The 19,133-nt window shown below is 69.9% G+C and carries 19 protein-coding genes; 1 reads left to right on the top strand and 18 read right to left on the bottom strand.

Annotated elements, in window-relative coordinates; genetic code table 11:
* Nucleotides 1-116: 116 nt before the first annotated feature.
* The 18 genes from VNS22_RS10510 to VNS22_RS10425 all read right to left on the bottom strand — a co-directional run bounded on the left by VNS22_RS10510 (nucleotide 117) and on the right by VNS22_RS10425 (nucleotide 18,586).
* Complete coding sequence (locus VNS22_RS10510; RefSeq protein WP_325732149.1) at nucleotides 117-719, bottom strand: 2-hydroxychromene-2-carboxylate isomerase; 603 nt, start codon at nucleotides 717-719, stop codon at nucleotides 117-119.
* Nucleotides 719-1,870, bottom strand: a complete 1,152-nt coding sequence (locus VNS22_RS10505; protein ID WP_325732147.1) for an acyl-CoA dehydrogenase family protein — start codon at nucleotides 1,868-1,870, stop codon at nucleotides 719-721. The genes VNS22_RS10510 and VNS22_RS10505 overlap by 1 nt, the downstream gene beginning before the upstream one ends.
* Before the next feature lie 11 nt (nucleotides 1,871-1,881).
* Nucleotides 1,882-3,258, bottom strand: a complete 1,377-nt coding sequence (gene mgtE, locus VNS22_RS10500; protein WP_325732145.1) for a magnesium transporter — start codon at nucleotides 3,256-3,258, stop codon at nucleotides 1,882-1,884.
* Complete coding sequence (locus tag VNS22_RS10495; RefSeq protein ID WP_325732143.1) at nucleotides 3,255-5,537, bottom strand: NADP-dependent malic enzyme; 2,283 nt, start codon at nucleotides 5,535-5,537, stop codon at nucleotides 3,255-3,257. Before VNS22_RS10495 ends, mgtE begins: the two co-directional genes overlap by 4 nt.
* 79 nt (nucleotides 5,538-5,616) lie before the next feature.
* Nucleotides 5,617-6,327 (bottom strand): nickel pincer cofactor biosynthesis protein LarB, encoded by a 711-nt coding sequence (gene larB / locus VNS22_RS10490; protein WP_325732141.1) that lies wholly within the window; start codon nucleotides 6,325-6,327, stop codon nucleotides 5,617-5,619.
* A gap of 58 nt (nucleotides 6,328-6,385) precedes the next feature.
* Nucleotides 6,386-7,132, bottom strand: a complete 747-nt coding sequence (locus tag VNS22_RS10485; protein ID WP_325732139.1) for a carbonic anhydrase — start codon at nucleotides 7,130-7,132, stop codon at nucleotides 6,386-6,388.
* Between the two features lie 40 nt (nucleotides 7,133-7,172).
* Nucleotides 7,173-8,123 (bottom strand): transcriptional regulator GcvA, encoded by a 951-nt coding sequence (locus VNS22_RS10480; RefSeq protein WP_325732137.1) that lies wholly within the window; start codon nucleotides 8,121-8,123, stop codon nucleotides 7,173-7,175.
* 198 nt (nucleotides 8,124-8,321) lie between these two features.
* The gene (locus VNS22_RS10475) at nucleotides 8,322-8,831 is read right to left on the bottom strand and encodes an OsmC family protein (protein ID WP_325732135.1); all 510 of its coding nucleotides are present in this window, start codon (nucleotides 8,829-8,831) and stop codon (nucleotides 8,322-8,324) included.
* Nucleotides 8,828-9,598, bottom strand: coding sequence for an ABC transporter ATP-binding protein (locus tag VNS22_RS10470; protein ID WP_325732133.1), 771 nt, complete (start codon nucleotides 9,596-9,598; stop codon nucleotides 8,828-8,830). The genes VNS22_RS10475 and VNS22_RS10470 overlap by 4 nt, the downstream gene beginning before the upstream one ends.
* Nucleotides 9,595-10,428: an ABC transporter permease gene (locus VNS22_RS10465; protein ID WP_325732131.1), complete on the bottom strand. Its 834-nt coding sequence runs from the start codon at nucleotides 10,426-10,428 to the stop codon at nucleotides 9,595-9,597. Before VNS22_RS10465 ends, VNS22_RS10470 begins: the two co-directional genes overlap by 4 nt.
* Nucleotides 10,429-10,432: 4 nt before the next feature.
* On the bottom strand, nucleotides 10,433-11,419 hold the full coding sequence (locus tag VNS22_RS10460) for an aliphatic sulfonate ABC transporter substrate-binding protein (protein ID WP_325732130.1): 987 nt from the start codon (nucleotides 11,417-11,419) through the stop codon (nucleotides 10,433-10,435).
* 122 nt (nucleotides 11,420-11,541) lie between these two features.
* Nucleotides 11,542-12,675 carry a tRNA guanosine(34) transglycosylase Tgt gene (gene tgt / locus VNS22_RS10455; RefSeq protein WP_325732129.1) on the bottom strand — a complete coding sequence of 378 codons (1,134 nt, stop codon included), beginning with the start codon at nucleotides 12,673-12,675 and terminating at the stop codon, nucleotides 11,542-11,544.
* On the bottom strand, nucleotides 12,672-13,715 hold the full coding sequence (gene queA, locus VNS22_RS10450) for a tRNA preQ1(34) S-adenosylmethionine ribosyltransferase-isomerase QueA (RefSeq protein ID WP_325732127.1): 1,044 nt from the start codon (nucleotides 13,713-13,715) through the stop codon (nucleotides 12,672-12,674). The genes tgt and queA overlap by 4 nt, the downstream gene beginning before the upstream one ends.
* Nucleotides 13,716-13,719: 4 nt before the next feature.
* Nucleotides 13,720-14,223: a pantetheine-phosphate adenylyltransferase gene (coaD, locus tag VNS22_RS10445; RefSeq protein ID WP_325732125.1), complete on the bottom strand. Its 504-nt coding sequence runs from the start codon at nucleotides 14,221-14,223 to the stop codon at nucleotides 13,720-13,722.
* Nucleotides 14,224-14,273: 50 nt separating this feature from the next.
* A complete protein-coding gene (gyrA, locus tag VNS22_RS10440; RefSeq protein WP_325732123.1) occupies nucleotides 14,274-16,979 on the bottom strand; it encodes a DNA gyrase subunit A in 2,706 nt (901 codons plus the stop codon).
* Nucleotides 16,980-17,070: 91 nt separating this feature from the next.
* A complete protein-coding gene (hepT, locus tag VNS22_RS10435; RefSeq protein ID WP_325732121.1) occupies nucleotides 17,071-17,517 on the bottom strand; it encodes a type VII toxin-antitoxin system HepT family RNase toxin in 447 nt (148 codons plus the stop codon).
* Complete coding sequence (gene mntA, locus VNS22_RS10430; protein ID WP_325732119.1) at nucleotides 17,514-17,915, bottom strand: type VII toxin-antitoxin system MntA family adenylyltransferase antitoxin; 402 nt, start codon at nucleotides 17,913-17,915, stop codon at nucleotides 17,514-17,516. The genes hepT and mntA overlap by 4 nt, the downstream gene beginning before the upstream one ends.
* A gap of 26 nt (nucleotides 17,916-17,941) precedes the next feature.
* A complete protein-coding gene (locus VNS22_RS10425; RefSeq protein ID WP_325732117.1) occupies nucleotides 17,942-18,586 on the bottom strand; it encodes a hypothetical protein in 645 nt (214 codons plus the stop codon).
* A gap of 47 nt (nucleotides 18,587-18,633) precedes the next feature.
* Between VNS22_RS10425 and VNS22_RS10420 the strand changes: the two genes are divergently transcribed.
* The coding region (locus VNS22_RS10420) for a hypothetical protein (RefSeq protein ID WP_325732116.1) at nucleotides 18,634-19,133 on the top strand (500 nt) is incomplete at its 3' end.

The raw sequence follows: 19,133 nt of genomic DNA, 5'->3' as shown, positions 1-19,133 counted from the left end.
GCCGCCTGCGCACGCCGCCGCAGCGCCGCCACCACCTCCGGCTCCAGCTGATCGATCGTGACCTGCATCGTCATCTCCCCGGGCCTGCCTCTTATACTTGGCCCCGGGGCCAGGGGCTACCAGCCGCCGGTGGCCAGCCAGCGCTCGACCTGGTCCAGGCGGTCGGCACCCCAGAAGGGCTCGCCGTCGACGATGATGTAGGGCGAGCCGAACACGCCGGCGGCGATCGCCCGGTCGGTCTCGTCCTTGAGGCGCTGCTTGACGGCAGGATCGGCCAGGGTGGCGCGCAGCTCGTCCGCACCGATGCCGAACGTGCCGGCGACCTCCAGGACCTGATCAGCGGTCGACATGTCGCGGCCCTCGCCCCAGTGCGCCTGGAACAAAGCCTGGGCGAAGCCGCGGGCGATGTCCTGGTCGGCGTCGAACAGCCACCAGTAGGTGCGGGATGCTGCCAGCGAGTTCATCGGCACGGTGGGCGGCATGACCAGCGGCGCGTCCATCAGCCGGGCGCTGCGCGGCACGTCGTGGAAGAAATAGGGGCCGCGCAGGGGGGCGTGGGCATTGGGCACCGAGCCGGACGCCTTGAACGCGGCGCCCAGCATGATCGGCCGCCAGACGACCTCGCGATCGTAGGCGGTTGCGATCGAATCGATCCGCAAGGAGGCCAGGTAGCCGTACGGGCTCGCGAACTCGAAGAAGAAGTCGATCGGTGCGCTCATCAGCCATCCAGCCCGGTCAGGCAGCGGCCGATCAGCCAGCGGCGGATCTCCGAGGTGCCGGCGCCAATCTCGTAGAGCTTGGCGTCCCGCAGCAGGCGCTCGGCCGGATAATCGCGGGTATAGCCGTTTCCGCCCAGGATCTGGATGCCGTCCAATGCCGCAGCGGTGGCGGCTTCCGCGGCGAACATCAGGCAGCCGGCGGCATCCTCGCGGCTGGTCGTGCCGGCATCGGCGGCGCGCGCCACCGCATAGACCAGGGCGCGGGAGGCCTGCAGGCGGGTGTAGAGGTCGGCGAGCTTGCCCTGGACCAGCTGGAAGGTGCCGATCGGCTGGCCGAACTGCCTGCGGCTGCGGGCATAGTCCAGCGCCAGGTCATAGGCTGCCTGGTGGATGCCGAGCGGGCCGCCGGCCAGCACGATCCGCTCATAGTCCAGGCCGGACATCAGCACGCGCACGCCGCGGTCGACCTCGCCCAGCACCTGCTCGTCCGGGACGAAGGCATTCTCGAAGTACAGAGGTGCCGTGGGCGAGCCGCGCATGCCGAGCTTGTCGAGCTTGGTGCCGACACTGAAGCCGTCCGTGCCGCGCGTGACGATGAAGGCGGTGATGCCCTTGGGGCCGGGCCCGGGCGAGGTCCGGGCATAGACGATCAGGATGTCGGCCTCGGGCGCGTTGGTGATCCACATCTTCTGCCCGGTCAGGCGGAAGCCGCCCTCGACCCGCTCGGCGCGGGTGCGCATCGCGACCACGTCGGAGCCCGCATCCGGCTCGGACATGGCGAGTGCGCCCACTTGGCTGCCGTCGATCAGGCCCGGCAGGAACCGGGCCTTCTGCTTGGGCGTGCCGTTCAGGCGGAGCTGGTTCACGCAGAGATTGGCATGGGCGCCGTAGGAGAGGCCCAGCGAGGCGCTGGCATGGGAGATCTCCTCCATGGCGACGACGTGGGCGAGATATCCCAGGCCGGTGCCGCCTTCCGTTTCCGGCACGGTCATCCCGAGCAGGCCCAGGCGGCCGAGCTCCGGCCAGAGTTCGCGCGGGAAGCGGTCGTCGCGGTCGATGGAGGCTGCCAGCGGCTCGATCCGCTCGCGTGCGAAACGCCGTACCAGGTCGCGCAGCGCCTGGATTTCCTCGGGCAGGGCATGATCGAGCATCGGCAGACTCCCTAGAGGAGCAGGATGGTGGCAAGGCCGAGAAAGGTCAGGAAGCCTACCACGTCGGTGGTGGTGGTGACGAAGGCGGTGGACGCGATCGCCGGGTCCAGCTTCAGCCGGTTCAGGCCGATCGGGATGGCGGCGCCGACCACGCCCGCCACCACCAGGTTCAGGAACATGGCGATCCCGAACACCAGGGCGAGCTCGCCCTGCCAGAACCACAGAAAGGCGGTCGCCACGGCCACGACGAAGAAGGCGCCGCCGTTCAGCACGCCGACCAGGCCCTCCTTGGCGAGCAGCCGCCAGGCCTCGCGCCGGCCGAGCCCGCCCACCGCCAGGGCGCGCACGGTCACGGTCAGCGCCTGGGTCGCGGCATTGCCGCCCATGCTCGCCACCATCGGCATGAGCACGGCCAGCGCGGTGAGCTTGTCGATCGAATCCTCGAAGCGGCCAATCACCATGGAGGCGATCAGGGCGGTCACGATGTTGATGGCGAGCCAGGGCAGCCGGTTCAGCGTGGTCCGCCAGGCACCGGCATAGCGGTCGCTGTCGATCACGCCGCCCAGGCGCAGCAGGTCGTCCTCGGCCTCCTCCTCGACCACCTCCAGGATGTCGTCGAGCGTGACCACGCCCATGAGCCGGCCGGCCGCGTCGACCACCGGTGCGGAGTTCAGCCCGTGGCGGCGGAAGATCCGGGCGACCTCCTCCTGGTCGGTCACCGCCTCGATCAGCACCTGCTCCTTCAGGCGCAAAGAGCGCATGGTGACGTCGCGCCGCGAGCGCAGCACCTCGGCGACATGGACCTGCCCCACCGGCCGCATCTTCGGGTCGACGATCAGGATGTCCCAGAATTCCTCGGGCAGGCTCTCGCCATGGTCGCGGCAATAGTCGATGGTCTGGCCGACCGTCCAGAAGTCCGGGACCACGACATTGTCGCGCTTGACCAGGCGGGCCGCCGTGTATTCCGGGTAGGCCAGGGCCTGCTCGACCTGGGAACGCTCGGCCGGCCCCATCTCCAGGAGGATGGCGGTGCGGTCCTCCTCGTCCAGATCCTCGATGATCTCGACGGCGTCGTCCGATTCCAGCTCGGACAGGGCCGCGGCCGCGGCTTTCGGCCCCAGCGCGTCCACCACCTCGTCGCGGACGTCGCCGTCCAGCCAGTTGAGGGTCTCGGGCTCCAGCACGTCCGCGCCGAGCGTCACCGCCTGGCGGCGCTCCTCGTAGCTCAACGCATGGAGCAGGGCTGCCTGGTCGGCCGGGTGCAGCGGCGCCAGGCATTCCAGCACGGAATCCCGGTCGGCCCGGGCGACCGCGTCGGCCAGCCCGGCCACCGCCGCCTCGTCGATGCCCTCGCTCTGGGACGCGCGGACCTCCTCCGCACCGTTCATCCGGCCTCGCCCTGGCGCAGGGCGATGGCTTCGGCGCAGGCGATGGCCGCCATGTTGGTGATGCCCCGGGCAGTCACCGACGGGGTGACCACATGGGCCGGCAGGCGCGGCCCCAGCACGATCGGCCCGATCGAGACGCAGCCGGTGACCGCCTTCACCAGGTTGTAGGCGATATGCGCGGCATCCAGGCCCGGCATGATCAGGAGGTTGGCCTCACCGGTGAGCGTGGAATCCGGCAGGATCTTGTCGCGCAGGCTCGGGATCAAAGCGCTGTCGGCATGCATCTCGCCGTCGATCTCCAGGCCCGGTGCGCGGGCCCGGATCGCCGTCAGCGCGTCGTGCATGATCCTGACCTGGGGGGATTCCCGGCTGCCGAAATTGCTGTGGCTGATCAGCGCCACCTTGGGCTCGATGCCGAAGCGCTTGACCGCCTGGCTGGCGGCCAGCGTGGTCTCGACGATCTTCTCGACCGTCGGCGCGTCGCTCACATAGGTGTCGGCCAGGAACAGCACGCCCCGGTCCAGGACCAGCCCGTGCACGGTGGAGGCCTCGCGGATGTCCGGGCGCATCCCGATCACGTCCTGGATGTCGCGCAGATGGTCGATGAACCGGCCGACCGGGCCGGCGATCATCGCGTCCGCCTCGCCGCGCGCCACCATGATCGCGGCGATCACGGTGGGCTCGGTGCGCACCACCTCACGGGCGAGTTCCGGCGTCACGCCGCGCCGGCCCATCTGGTCGCGGTAGAAGGCGACATAGTCGTTGTAGCGGGGATCGGAGTAGGGGTTGACCAGGTCGAAGTCGCGGTCCTGGACGAGGCGCAGGCCGTAGCGCTCGATCCGGGCCTGCACCACGTCCGGCCGGCCGATCAGGATCGGCCTCGCCATCTTCTCCTCGACCACCACCTGCACCGCGCGCAGGATCCGTTCCTCCTCGCCATGGGTGAAGGCCAGGCGCTGCAGGCTGGCCTTGGCCCGGGCGATCTGCGGGCGCATGATCAGGCCGGACTTGTAGACCTTCTGGTCGAGGCGCGCCCGGTAGGCCGCGAGATCCTCGATCGGCCGGCTCGCGACGCCGGTTTCCATCGCCGCCTTGGCGACCGCGACCGGCAGCTCCACCACCAGGCGCGGGTCGAAGGGCTTGGGGATCAGGTATTCCGGGCCGAACGACAGATATTCGGTCTGGTAGGCCAGGTGCACCATCTCGGGCGTGGTGGTGCGCACCAGGTCGGCCAGGGCCCGGACGCAGGCGATCGCCATCTCGGTGTTGATGGTGGTGGCGCCCACATCCAGCGCGCCGCGGAAGATGTAGGGGAAGCAGAGGACGTTGTTGACCTGGTTGGGATGGTCGCTCCGCCCGGTCGCCACGATCGCGTCCGGACGGGTCGCCTTGGCCAGCTCGTAGGGGATCTCGGGGTTGGGGTTGGCGAGCGCCAGGACGATCGGGCGGTCGGCCATGGCCGCCAGCATCTCGGGCTTGAGCACGTTGGCGGCACTCACGCCCAAGAAGATATCGGCGCCGACGATGATGTCGCCCAGCGTGCGGGCCGTGGTGGGCCGCGCCCACTTGGCCTTCCACGGGTCCATCAGCTCGGTACGGCCCTCATAGACCACGCCCAGGATGTCGGTGACGGTGACGTTCTCGGGCCGCAAGCCCATCGCCACCAGCAGGTCCAGGCAAGCCAGCGCCGCCGCCCCTGCCCCGCTGCACACCAGCCGCACGTCCTCGATGGGCTTGTTGACCAGGACCAGGCCGTTGACGATCGCGGCGGCCACGATGATCGCGGTGCCGTGCTGGTCGTCATGAAACACCGGGATGCGCATGCGCTCGCGCAGATTGCGTTCGATCAGAAAGCACTCCGGCGCCTTGATGTCCTCCAAATTGATGGCGCCGAAGGTGGGCTCCAGGGCGGCGACGATGTCGCAGAGCTTTTCCGGGTCGTGCTCGTCCAGCTCGATGTCGAACGCGTCGATGCCGGCGAACTTCTTGAACAGGACCGCCTTGCCCTCCATCACCGGCTTGGACGCCAGCGCCCCGATCGAGCCCAGGCCCAGCACCGCGGTGCCGTTGGTGACCACCGCCACCAGATTGCCGCGCGAGGTGAGCCTGGCCGCCTCCTGCGGGTCCGCGGCGATCGCCTCGCAGGCGGCGGCCACGCCCGGGCTGTAGGCCAGCGACAGGTCGCGCTGGGTCGAGAGCGGCTTGGTCGCACGGACCTCGAGTTTCCCGGCCACGGGCCGCGCATGGTAGTCCAAGGCGTCGTCACGCAGCTGGCTCATTCCGATCTCCCGAGCACGGTCCGAACTGGGAAAGAACCGCTTGGGCAGGCAGGCGCAAGTGCAAAGGCGCCGCGACGGCTCAGTGGGCGGTGGCCCGCACGTTACGGAGCGGATGGGCGCGGTCGGCCAGGTTGAGCAGCTTCACCGCGGCACAGGCGGCACCGAAGCCATTGTCGATGTTCACGACGGTGATGCCGGGCGCGCAGCTGGACAGGGCCGACTGGAGCGCCACCCGGCCGCCCTGGCCCACGCCCATGCCCACCGAGGTCGGCACCGCGATCACCGGCACGTCGACCAGGCCACCCAGCACGGTGAACAGAGCACCCTCCATGCCGGCGAACGCCAGGATCACGTCGAAGCCGCGCAGCTCGTCGATCCGCCGGAGCAGGCGGTGCAGGCCGGCCACGCCGACATCGACGATGGTGCGCGCGGTGCGGCCGTGGAAGGCCAGGGTCCGCTCGGCCTCACGCAGGACCGGCAGGTCGGAGCTGCCGGCGGCGACCAGGGCCACCCGGGGCGGGCCGGCCGGATCCGTGGCGGTCAGGGCCGAGCCCCCCAGCATGGCGGTGCGCGAGACCGGGTCGTAGTCGAGCACCGCGCGCAGGTCGGCCGGCAGCCGGCCGAAGCGCTCCGGCCCCAGCCGGGTGAGGAACAGGCGGTGCCGTGCTTCCTGCGCTTGGCGCAGGATCGAACGGACCTGGTCGTCGGACTTGGGCGCGCACAGGACCGCCTCGGCCACGCCGGTGCGCTCCTCCCTCACCCAGTCGATCTCGAACTCGTCGTCAGCCATGCGCCAAGGCGCTTACACGAGCCATGGGCAAAAGCCATCCGCTCAATGGACGGGCCATTCAGGCCCCGGGGAACGCGGCCATCCCGGCATCCGCCACCGCGCGGGCCACGAAGCCTTCCAGCGAGAGCGGCGCGGCGCGGCCGGTCGCGGTCACGTCGACGCGGTGGTCGATCGGCCGGATCGTGTCGGACAGCGGCACGAAGCGCTGGTGCAGCGGGTCGAAGGCCATGGGCCGGCCTTCCGCCAGGTTGAACCACCAGCCGTGCAGGGTGAGCTCGCCCCGGACCACGCGCTGCTCGATCCAGGGGAAGGTCAGCAGGTTGCGCAGGCTGCCGAGCACGGCAGCCTGCTCCAGGAGCAGGATCTGCGCGTCCGGCTCCAGGCCGCTGCCGGCGACGATCCGGCGGGCATCGTCCATCACGCCCACCCAGGGCGCCATGAACTCCAGCCCGACCGTGCCCTCGGCGAGTGCGCGGATGCCGCCGCAGGCCTGATGGCCCAGCACCAGGATGTGCTTCACGTTCAGGCGGCGGACGCCGAACTCGATGGCGGCCGAGGCGGCATGCGGCTGCTCGTCCGGCCCGTAGGGCGGCACGATCGCCGCGACGTTGCGCAGGATGAACAATTCGCCCGGCTGGCAGGAAGTGACCACGCCGGGATCGACCCGGCTGTCGGCGCAGCCGATCACCATCACTTCCGGCTTCTGGCCATCCGTCAGGAGCCGGGAGAACAGATGCGGGTCATCGATCCCTTCCGTCCGGAACCGCTCGAATCCATTGATCAACTTCTGCAGCGGATGGACCATCAGCCCTGCCTTGCGCTTCGAGATGAACGGCCAGGCCGCTTCAGGCCGAAGCGGTCACCCGGGCCGGATGCGGGCCGCCTTCGGTCTCGCGGGTATGGCTGAGCAGCCAGGTGCGGAACGCGGCGACCTTGGCGAGCTTGGCCTTGCGCGCCGGGCAGACGAGGAAATAGGCGAAGCGCAGCGGTTGCTCCAGGTCGAACAGCCGCACGAGCCGTCCGGTCTCCAGGTCATGCTCGGCCAGCCGCGCCTTGGCCAGCGCCACGCCGCGTCCGGCCATCGCCGCTTCCAGCACCAGGGCCGACTGATCAAAGCGCGGGCCGCGCTTGCCGTCGGCGTCGCGCACGCCGGCCGCCTTCAGCCACATCGGCCAGTCCGGGCAGCTCGCATCCCGCTCCGGCCCGTCATCGTGCAGCAGCGGCACGCCGGCCAGGTCCTTTGGCTCGCGGATGCCCGCCTGCTCGACCAGGGAGGGTGCCGCCACCGGCACGATCGATTCGGACAGGAGATGGTCGGTCTCCAGGCCCGGATAGCTGCCGGCCCCGTAGCGGATCGCGCAGTCGACATCCTCGCTGGCGAAGTCGACCATCTGGTTGGAGGCGGAGATCCGGACGTCGATGTCGGGGTGCTGCTCCTGGAAGTCCTCCAGCCGGCCCATCAGCCACTTGGCGGCAAAGGAAGGGGCCACCGACACGGTGAGCACCCCGCCCTTCTGCAGCAGGTCGATCTCGTCCAGCGCCTCGGAGAGCTTCTGGAAGCCCTCGGCCAGGCCCGGCAGGCAGGCCTGGCCCTCGTCGGTGAGCAGGAGCGAGCGGGCGGTGCGGCGGAACAGGAGGCAGCCCAGATGGTCTTCGAGCTGCTTGATCTGCTGGCTCACCGCCGCGGGCGTGACGAACAGCTCCTCGGCGGCACGGCTGATGCTCAGATGCTTGGCCGCCACCACGAAGCAGCGCAGGGCATTGAGCGGCGGCAGGCGATGGATCGGACGCGGCATGGGGGCTCGCAGGAACATTTGCTGGCGGATGGATCGACAACCTGCGTCCTTCCGTCAACCATGAATATCGGTTCCGGTCACGTAGTTTCTACACATATTACATTGGATATGTGTAAATATTGAAGAACCCATGACGAGCAGCACCCGCCCTAGATCCCGGGCGGGTGCTGCATCACGACCTGCAGATGTCGCCGAGGCTCAGGCCGCCGTGACCGTCGCATCCACCTTGGTCGGGGTGGCGATCGTCTGGAGCACCACGCAATAGCGCTCGGTCAGCTGCAGGAGCTTGGCGAGCGTCGCCTCGTCCGCATCGGTGTCGAGCCGGAAGCGCAGCCGGATCCCCTGAAAGCCCACCGGAGCGGTCCGGTCCACGCCGAGCGTGCCGCGGAAGTCGAGGTCACCTTCGACCTGCACCTCGCCGCCACGCAGCGTGATGCCCAGTGCGGTCGCCACGGCGCGCAGGGTGACGCCGGCACAGGCGGCCAGCGCTTCCAGCAGCATGTCGCCGGAGCAGGCCTGCAGCCCGCTGCCGCCGGTGGCCGGATGCAGGCCGGCCTCGACCAGGGCGCGCCCGGTCTCGACCCGGCAGGCGATGCCCTCGCCGTCCAGGCTGCCGGATGCCCGCAGCGTCACGAGGGCGGCTTCCGGCTCCGACCGGTAGCGGTCCTTCAGCGGCGCCTGCATCGCCCGTAGCTCGTCACCGTTCATGCTGCTCGCTCCATCCCTGCATCTTCCTCTGCCGCATCCGTGCCACCCAGGGTCCGGGCCAGCCTGGCCTCGATCGCCTGGAAGGCGGCGGAGCGGCGGTTGCGGGGATGGGGCAGATCGATCGCGAGGTCCAGCACGATCCCGGCCGGGGCCGCCTCCAGCACCACCACCCGGTCGGCCAGGGCCGCGGCCTCCTCCAGGTCGTGGGTCACCAGCAGGAGGGCCGGCCCGTCCTCCGCCCGGATCCTGTCCAGCTCGCCCTGCAGCTCGACCTTGGTCAGCGCGTCCAGCGCGGAGAACGGCTCGTCCAGGAGCAGAAGGCGCGGCCGGCGCACCAGTGCGCGGGCGATGCCGACCCGCTGCGCCATGCCGCCGGACAGGGTCTTGGGCAGCTTCGCCGCAGCCTCGGCGAGGCCCACCCGCCGGAGCGCCCGCATCGCCTCCTGCCGGGCCTGTTCCCGGTCGCCCTTGCCGCCCAGGCCGACCATGACGTTGCCCAGCACGTCCAGCCAGGGCAGCAGGCGCGGCTCCTGGAACACCACGGCCACGTCCGGCCGCGGCCCCGTCACGAGCGTGCCGTCGATGGTGACCCGGCCCATGTCGGGCCGGTCGAGCCCCGCCAGCAGCCGGAGCAGGGTGCTCTTGCCGCAGCCGCTGCGCCCGACCACCGCCACCGCCTCGCCCTCGGCGATCGACAGGCTCAGCCGGTTCAGCACCACGCGCTCGCCGAATGCCCGCTGCACGGCTTCCAGACGGAACTGGCTCATGCGACCTGCTCCCGCTCGGCGACACTGTCCTGCCAGGCCAGGAAGGGTCGGGCCAGCATCACCAGGGCCAGATCGGTCAGGCGACCGAGCAGCGCGAACAGGCACAGGCAGCCCACGATCTGCGCGGCATTGCCGGTCATCTGCCCGTCCAGCAGCAGATAGCCGACACCGGCACTGGCGCCCATCAGCTCGGCGGCGATCACGAACATCCAGCCGAGTGCCAGGCCACCGCGCAGGCCCACCACCCAGCCCGGCAGGGCCGCGGGCAGCATGATCCGGCGCAGGATGGTCAGGCGGTCGAAGCCGTTGACCTGGCCGACCTCGACCAGCTTGCGGTCGACCTCGCGCAGGGCGGTGGAGAGCGACAGATAGACCGGGAAGAAGGCGCCGAGTGCTATCAGCACGATCTTGGGCGTCTCGAAGATGCCGAACCACAGGATGAACAGCGGCACCCAGGCAATGGACGGGATGCTGCGCAGACCCTGCAGGGTCGGATCGACCCAGCGGCGCCAGAGCGGCGAGGCGCCGGCCACCATGCCCAAGAGGGTCGCGGCCACCGCACCGAACAGGAAGCCCAGTGCCACCCGCCAGAGGGTGATCAGGATGTGGCCGGCGAGGTCGCCGGTCGTCCAGAGCCCGGCCAGGGTCGCGAAGATCCGGCTGGGCGGCGGCAGGAAGCGGCTCTGCAGCCAGCCGGTGGCCGCACCCAGCTCCAGCAGCAGGGCCAGCAACACCGGCAGGGCGATGCCGGCGAACGGCAGGCCCAGCCTGGACGGAAGCGACCGCGCCCTGCTGCCCGGTGCGGTGGCGCGGGCCAGGATGGTCGCCACCGTCTCAGCCCTGCCCGCGCAGCGATGCGACCGCCTGCAGGTCGACGAGCTGTGCGGTGGTGGCCGCCACGTCGATATCGGCCGCGATGATACCGGCTTCCTGCAGGGCCAGGCCGGCCCCCTGGATCGTCTCGACATGGCGCTCTTCCGGCCAGGACTCGTCCAGGCCGGTGCGCTCGAGCTGCCGGGCGGCGACCTCGGGCGAGAGTTTCGCGGTCTGGGCCAGGAGCTCGGCCAGGGCCTCTGGCTCCGCCTTCGCGATCTCGCGCGCCTGCTCGTAGGCAGAGAGCACCTCGCGGACCAGGTCGGGCGAACTGGCCAGGAACTCCTCCTGGACGTTCAGGACGCCATAGCTGTTGAGGCCGGGGTCGCGGTGGAACAGGAGCGAGCCGGCCTCCAGCTCGGACTGCGCCATCATCGGGTCGAGCCCGGCCCAGGCATCGACGTCGCCGCGCTCCAGCGCCAGACGTCCCTGGTCGTGCTGGAGCAGGACCAGCTGCACGTCGTTCTGGGTGAGGCCGGCGCCCTGGAGCGAGCGCAGCAGGAAGACATAGGGGTCGGTGCCCTTGGTGACCGCGACGCTGCGGCCCTTCAGGTCGGCGACCTTGCCGATGCCAGTGTCGGGCCGGGTCACCAGCGCGGTCCATTCCGGCTGGGAATAGACATAGACGGTGCGGATCGGGGCGCCGGCGACCCGGCCGAGCAGGGCCGCCGCACCCGCGGTCGAGCCGAACGCGATGCTGCCGGCGTTCAGGAACTCCACCGCCTTGTTGGAGCCAAGCGACTGCACCCACTGCACGTCGATGCCGCGCGGCTTCAACCGTTCCTCCAGGATGCCGCGGTCGCGCAGGATCAGGCTCAGTGGGTTGTAGTAGGCCCAGTCCAGGGTGAGCGTGTCGGGATCGGCCGCCCGGGCTGCCGGTGCCATCCCGCTGCCGATCAGCGCCGCTGCCGACAGCGACGCCAGAAAGCCGCGACGGTCCTGCGCCATGGCTGCTCCCCCCTTTGTTCTTTTCCGCAAAACGCAGGACGGGCTTAATGGCTGCCGTGCGACAGACAACCGCAGCAATTCTGCAGACGGGGTGAAGCTGACCTAAAGATCCAGGAGGTGGTTCAGCCGGTCAAAGGCGGCAGGTCGCCCAGTGCCTGCTCCTCGGCGAAGCGGGCGGCCCAGTCGGCGAGGCAGCCTTCGATGATCGCCTGGCGCATCCCGCGCATCAGGGACTGGTAGTACCAGAGATTGTTCCAGGTCAGCAGGATGGCGCCCAGGATCTCGTCGCTGCGGACCAGGTGGTGCAGGTAGGCGCGGGAATAGTCGCGCGCGGCCGGGCAATCGGAAGTCTCGTCCAGGGGGCGCGGATCGTCGGCGTGGCGGGCGTTGCGCAGGTTGACCGTGCCGCGGCGGGTGAAGGCCTGGGCGGTGCGGCCCGAGCGGGTCGGCATCACGCAGTCAAACATGTCGATGCCGCGCATGACCGAGCCTACCAGGTCGGACGGCTTGCCCACGCCCATGAGATAGCGCGGCCGGTCGCCCGGCAGGAACGGCACGGTCTCGTCCAGGGTCCGGAACATCTCGGCCTGCGGCTCGCCCACGGCCAGGCCGCCCACGGCGTAGCCGTCGAAGCCGATCTCCCGCAGCCCCTCGGCGGAACGGCGGCGCAGCTCGGGATCGGTGCCGCCCTGGACGATGCCGTAGAGCGCGTAGCCCGGGCGCTGCTGGAAGGCGTCCTTCGAGCGGGCGGCCCAGCGCAGCGACAGTTCCATGGCCCGCTCGATCTCTGTGCGCTCGGCCGGCAGGCGCAGGCATTCGTCGAGCTGCATGGTGATGGTGGCGTCCAGCAGGTGCTGGATCTCGATCGAGCGCTCCGGGGTGAGCTCGTGGCGGCTGCCGTCGATATGCGAGGCGAAGGTGACGCCGCGCTCGGTGAGCTTGCGGATCTTGGCGAGCGACATGACCTGAAAGCCACCGGAATCGGTCAGGATCGGGCCTGGCCAGTTCATGAAGCGGTGCAGCCCACCCAGCCGGCCGACCCGCTCGGCACCCGGACGGAGCATCAGGTGGTAGGTATTGCCCAGCACGATGCCGGCCCCGGTGGAGGCCACCATCTCCGGGGTCATCGCCTTGACGGTGGCGGCCGTGCCGACCGGCATGAAGGTGGGGGTCGGTACGGCCCCATGGGCGGTGTGCAGGATGCCGGCGCGGGCGGCACCGTCCGTGGCGACGGTCTCGTGGCGGAATTCGGTCAAGTCTGGCTCGGGTCGTTGCGTTCGAGGAGGGAGGCGTCGCCGTAGCTGAAGAAGCGGTAGCCAGTGGCGGCGGCGTGCGCGTAGGCCCGCTTCATCCGGGCCATGCCGGCAAAGGCGCAGACCAGCATGAACAGCGTGCTGCGCGGCAGATGGAAGTTGGTGAGCAGCCGGTCGACCACGCCGAACCGGTAGCCGGGCGTGACGAACAGGCGCGTGTCCTTGGTGCCGTGGCCGAGCGTGCCGTCGGGGCGGACCATGCTTTCCAGGGTGCGCAGCGCGGTGGTGCCGACCGCGACCACCCGGCCGCCCTCCCGGCGATGCCGCTCGATCCTTGCCGCCGCGTCGGCCTGCAGCTCGATCCACTCGGCATGCATCACATGGTCGTCGGTGTCCTCGACCTTGACCGGCAGGAAGGTGCCCATGCCGACATGGAGGGTGACGAACTCGGTTGGCACGCCCCTGGCGCGGATCGTCGCCAGGAGCGGCTCGGTCAGATGCAGGGACGCGGTGGGCGCCGCCACCGAGCCGTCGCGCCGGGCGAACACCGACTGGTAGGCCCGGTCATCCAGGGGGTCGCCGCCGCGCGGCCGGCGGATATAGGGCGGCAGCGGCATCCGCCCCTCCGCCTTGATCCGGCGGATCAGCTCGGCCCCGGCATGGGGAAAGTGGAACAGGACCAGCCCGTCCGGGTCCTTCCGGGCGACTTCGGCGTGAAGCTCGCTGGCGAGCCGCACGTGGTCGCCCGGCCGCAGCCGCTTGCCCGGCCGTGCCAGGCCCCACCAGCCATTCTCCCCTTCCGGGCGGACCAGGGTGACCTCGACCTGGACCTCGCCCCGGCTGCCGAAGAAGCGGGTCGGCAGCACCGCGGTGTCGTTCAGGACCAGGAGGTCGCAGGGCTCCAGGAGGTCCGGCAGGTCGGACACGTGGAGGTCGGCCAGCCGGTCGGCGACATGGAGCAGCCGTGCCGACTCGCGTGGCTCGGCCGGTGCCTGGGCGATCGCCCCCTCGGGCAGGTCGAAGTCGAACTCGGTGATGCGCAAGGCTTCAGCCGCGCCCCCGCCGCTGGTCGAGCCGCTGGAGCACCTGCGGGCTGACGAAGCTGGAAACGTCGCCGCCCAGGCCGTGGATCTCCTTGATGAAGCGCGACGAGATCCACTGGCAGTTCTCGGACGCCATCAGGAAGACCGTCTCCAGCTTCGGCGCCAGACGCTTGTTGTTGGCGGCCATCTGGAACTCGAACTCGAAGTCGGACACGGCGCGCAGGCCGCGCACCACGATCTGAGCGCCCTGCTCTTTTGCGAAATGGACCAGCAGCGTCTCGAACGGGATCACCTCGACGCGCGTGCCGTTCTCCGGCAGGGCCGCCACTTCCGCCCGGATCATCGCGACGCGATCCTCCAGCGGGAACAACGGTTCCTTGCCGACATTGATCGCACAGGCGATCACCAGCCGGTCCACCAGGGCCATGGCCCGGCGGATCACGTCCATGTGCCCGTTGTGCAGCGGGTCGAAGGTGCCGGGATAGATCCCGGTCCGCACCTTGCTCATCTCATGCGTCTCCGCGCCGCCGTTCCCCGGACCGCCGGGCAACGCTGCGCTCATTCCTCGACCGGCTCGTCCGTCTCGTCGTCCTCGGCGGCGTCCAGCAGGCGGACCGCGCCCACCACATGCTCGTCCTCGTCGACGTTGAACAGGCGCACGCCCTGAGTGTTCCGGCCGGTGATCCGGATCCCGTCCACCGGCATGCGGATCAGCTTGCCCTGGTCGGTCATCAGCATGAGCTGGTCGGCGTCGGTCACCGGGAAGGTGGCGCTGACCTCGCCGTTACGCGCCGAGGTCTCGATGTTGATCACGCCCTGCCCGCCCCGGTTGGTGATCCGGTACTCGTAGGCCGAGGTGCGCTTGCCGAAGCCGTTGCGGGTGACGGTGAGCAGGAACTGCTCGTCGGCCTGCAGCTTCTGGATCTCCTCCTCGCCCAGATCGATCACCAGATCGCCGTTGCCGTTCTCCGCATCCTCGCCCTCGGCGCGGCGGCGGGCGTTGGCGTATTTCAGGTAGGCGTCGCGCCGCTCGATCGGCAGCTCGACATGATGGAGGACCGACATGGACACGACCTCGTCGTCCTTGGCGAGATCCATGCCGCGCACGCCTTCCGAGGCCCGCGACTTGAACACGCGCAGGCTCTCCACCGGGAAGCGCACCGCGCGCCCGCCGCGCGCGGCCAGCAGCATGTCGTAGCTGTCGTCGCACACGTCCACGCCGATCAGCCGGTCGCCCTCGTCCAGGCCCATCGCGATCTTGCCGTTGGACGGCACGCGGATGAAGTCGGTGAGGTCGTTGCGCCGGACCCGGCCGCGCGCGGTCGCGAACACGATCGAGAGCTGGTCGTAGGTGGTCTCGTCCTCGGGCAGCGGCAGCACCGCCGAGATCGCCTCGCCGCCGTCCATGGCCGGGAACAGGTTGATCATCGCCCGGCCGCGCGCCTGGGGGTTACCCAGCGGCAGCTTGTAGACCTTGAGCTTGTAGACTCGGCCGGCGGTGGTGAAGAACAGGACCGGCGTGTGGGTGTTGGCCACGAACAGCCGGGTGACCACGTCGTCCTCGTGGGTGCGCATCCCGGCGCGGCCCTTGCCGCCGCGGCGCTGCGCCCGATAGGTCACCAGCGGCACGCGCTTGACGTAGCCGGCATGGGTGACGGTGACGACCATGTCCTCCTTCTGGATCAGGTCCTCGATGTCCTGGTCGAGGTCGCTGTCCAGGTCGATCACGCTGCGGCGCTCGTCGGCGAACTTCTGGCGGATCTCCAGCAGCTCCTCGCGCATCACCTCGAGCAACCGGCCGCGGTCGTTCAGGATGTGGAGGAGTTCCTGGATCTCCCCCGCCAGCTTCTCGACCTCCTCGACCAGCTCCTCGCGGGCCAGGGCGGTCAGGCGCTGGAGCTGGAGGGCCAGGATCGCGCGGGCCTGCGCCTCGGACAGGCGGTAGGTGTCGGAGGGCGGCGGCGCGTCGACGAGGCCGGCCTCCGCCCGCTCCAGCAGCGGCAGGATGTCGGCGGACGGCCAGTCGCGCGCCATCAGCCGGGTGCGCGCCTCGGCGGAATCCTTGGACGAGCGGATGAGGGCGATCACCTCGTCGATGTTGAGCACCGCGATCACCAAGCCCACCAGGCCGTGGATCCGGCTGCGCGCCTGGCCCAGCCGATAAGCCGAGCGGCGCAGGATCACGTCCTCGCGGAATTCCAGGAACGCCTTGAGGATGTCGATCAGGCCGAGCGTGGTGGGCCTGCCACCGACCAGGGCCACGATGTTGATGCCGAACGAGGTCTGCACCGGCGTGTAGCGCCAGAGCTGGTTCAGCACGACGTCCGGGTCGGCGTCGCGTTTCAGCTCGATCACCACCCGGATGCCCTGCCGGTCGCTCTCGTCGCGCAGGTCGGCGATGCCCTCGACCTTCTTGTCGCGCACCACCTCGGCGATCCGCTCGACCATCCGGGCCTTGTTCACCTGGTAGGGCACCTCGGTGATGACGATCGCCTGGCGGTCCTTGCGGATCTCCTCCACATGGCTCTTGGAGCGGATGACGATGCTGCCGCGGCCGTTCTGGTAGGCGGACATGATCCCGCCGCGGCCCAGGATGATGCCGGCGGTCGGGAAGTCCGGACCCGGGATGATCTCCATCAGCTCGGGCAGCTCGATCGAGGGGTTCTCGATGAGCGCCACGCAGCCGTCGATCACCTCGCCCAGATTGTGCGGCGGGATGTTGGTGGCCATGCCGACCGCGATGCCGCCCGCCCCGTTCACCAGCAGGTTCGGGAAGCCCGCGGCCAGGACGGAGGGCTCCTCGGCGCTCTCGTCGTAGTTCGGGCGGAAATCGACGGTGTCCTCGTCGATCTCACCGATTACCGACAGGGCGGCACGCGACAGGCGGGCCTCGGTGTAGCGCATCGCCGCCGGGGGATCGTCGTCCTGCGAGCCGAAATTGCCCTGGCCGTCCACCAGCGGCAGGCGCAGCGAGAAGGGCTGCGCCATGCGAACCATGGCGTCGTAGATGGCACTGTCGCCGTGCGGATGGTACTTGCCCATCACGTCGCCGACGATGCGGGCGGACTTGCGGTGCGGCTTGCCCGGATCGAAGCCGTTCTCCTTCATGGAGAACAGGATCCGGCGCTGCACGGGCTTGAGGCCGTCGCGGACATCGGGCAGAGCACGCGCCACGATCACGCTCATCGCGTAATCGAGGTAGCTCTTCCTCATCTCCTCTTCGATCGGGACGATGTCGAAGGGGCGCGACTGCTCGGTGGCCAAGGTCGGTGGTCTCTGACGCGGTGAACGGACGACAAGCGGCGCCGGCGGGCCTCGCTGCCCGCGCGCGCCAGCCTTCTAGCAGGCGGTGGCCTCAGGTGCCAGGGTTGGCCTGTTCGGAGGATTTCCCGCCGAACCGGTCGATCATGATCGCGCCGAAGTCGGTCAGATCGTTCAGGTTGTTCGCCAACATCGCACGGACCCGGTCCAGATCGATCTCCTGGTACTGATGCACCAGCCGGTTCCGGAAGCCGACCATGCCGTAGAGCCTACCTGCCAGTTCTCCGTCGATCACGCGCAGCCGATTGAGCTGGAAGAAGGCATCGCGGCTGTCCGACGCAGGCGGCTGGCCCAGCAGCGTGAGGGCGCGGTTCGCCATGTCGATGGTCGCTTCGCAGGCGCGCTGGAGGTTGAGCATGACGATGTCCTGAAGATCGAGGTCCGTCTCCAGGTCCTGCTCCCTACCGGGGTAGCGGTCGGCGATGCGTTGCAGGCAACGGCCGACGATCGCCGTCTTCGCGAGGATGACATGATCGATCAATGCCCCGCTCCGGTCAGGTCGAAGCCCCGGCGGAAGCGCTCCAGCCACATTGCAATATCTTGACTGCGCTGAACCCTGTCACGCTGGAACATGCCGATTGCGCTGTTCTCAAGCATGTCCGCGGCCTTGGGGTCCAGGGCCCAGAGCCTGCGCCCTTCGGAAACGATGCCGAACCGCAGCGGCAAACCGGCATCCCGCAGATCGACCAGGTCGATCGGCTCCCAGCACAATTCTTCGACGAGGTCACAGGTCGCCTTCCAGAGCTGGTCGAAGTCGTAGCGCATTCCGCCCAGCACGCCGATGTCCAGGTCGCTCTCCGGCCCGGCGCGGCCCTGCGCGGCACTGCCGTAGAACCAGATGCCGACCACGTCCGGCAGGGCCTTGCGCACGGCCGCCACGATCGCATCGTCCCCAGGCACTTCCCTCACCGCGCGTCCTCCAGCGTGGTCGCCCCGTAATAGTGCCACAGGAACAGGGCGCCGACACCTCGCCAGGGCGTCCAATCTTCCGTTGCCAGGCGCAGCTCCTGCTCGCCCGGCCGGACAGGCAGGCCGCGCAGGCGCTGGTAGCCGACCTGCACGGCGAGGTCGCCGGCCGGCAGCACGTCCGCCCTGCCCAGCGCGAACAGGAGATAGATCTCGGCACTCCAGCGGCCGAAGCCCGGCAGGGCGGTGATCTCGGCCAGGACCTCCGCCTCGCCGGCCACGTGGTGGCGGTCGATCCGGAGCGTGCCCGCCTGCACGGCCCGGGCCAGCGCCTGGGCATGGGCGATCTTACGGTGGCCCATGCCGCAGGCCCGCAACGTCTCCACCGTCTGTTCCGCCAGCCAGGCATGGTCGGGCGTGGTCCCGGCCGCGGCTTCCAGCCGGCGCCAGATCGCGGCGGCGGCCCGCACGGAGATCTGCTGGGCGGTCATGATCTGCAGGAGGGTGGCGAAGCCCGGCGGGCGGATCCGGGGCGGCGGGTCGCCGATCCGGGCGCGCAGGGCTGCTACCTGCGGGTCACGCCCGGCCAGTTCGTCCATGCCCAGGCGGATCCGGGCCTCGTCGAGCGGGTTGAAGCCCATCATGCTGCCGTCCTCGGACCTGACGCCGCAAGCTGCCCAGGAGAGTCCCATTGAGCAAGTCGGTCGTGCCGGTCGTGATCGGCAGCCTCATCCTCCTGGCGGCAGTCGCGGTTTCCGTCTGGCACGAGTGGCGGACCGCGTCGGCGGCCGACCTGCGCGCCGCCGTCGGTGCCGAGGTCGTCGATGCCGCGGCGGACCGGACCGACCTCGTGCCGGACGGGCGGTTCGTCCGGGTCGTGGGCGAGACCAGGGCGGCGGGCCCGGTGCAGGAGCCGGCACTCGGCCGGACGTTCCAGGTCCTGCGGCTGGACCGCGAGGTCGAGACCGCGCAGTGGCAGGAGCGCCAGATCATCACCCAGGGCGGGCGCGACCTCGTCTATGAGCTGGTGTGGTCGGCGGTGCGGATCGATTCCACCCGCTTCCGCGATGCCGGCGGCGCCCATCCCAACCCGCCGCTGCGCCTTGCCAGCGCCAGTCTGGTCGCACCGTCGCCGATGCTGGGTGCCTGGCAGGCGGAGCCCCTGCTCTGGCTGGCCCTGCCGGCCACCGA

This window comes from Geminicoccus sp. (assembly GCF_035556675.1).
In the GTDB taxonomy this organism is placed as follows: domain Bacteria; phylum Pseudomonadota; class Alphaproteobacteria; order Geminicoccales; family Geminicoccaceae; genus Geminicoccus.
The sequence above is the reverse complement of the archived record's forward strand: the minus strand, read 5'-3'. Positions and strand labels throughout refer to the sequence as shown.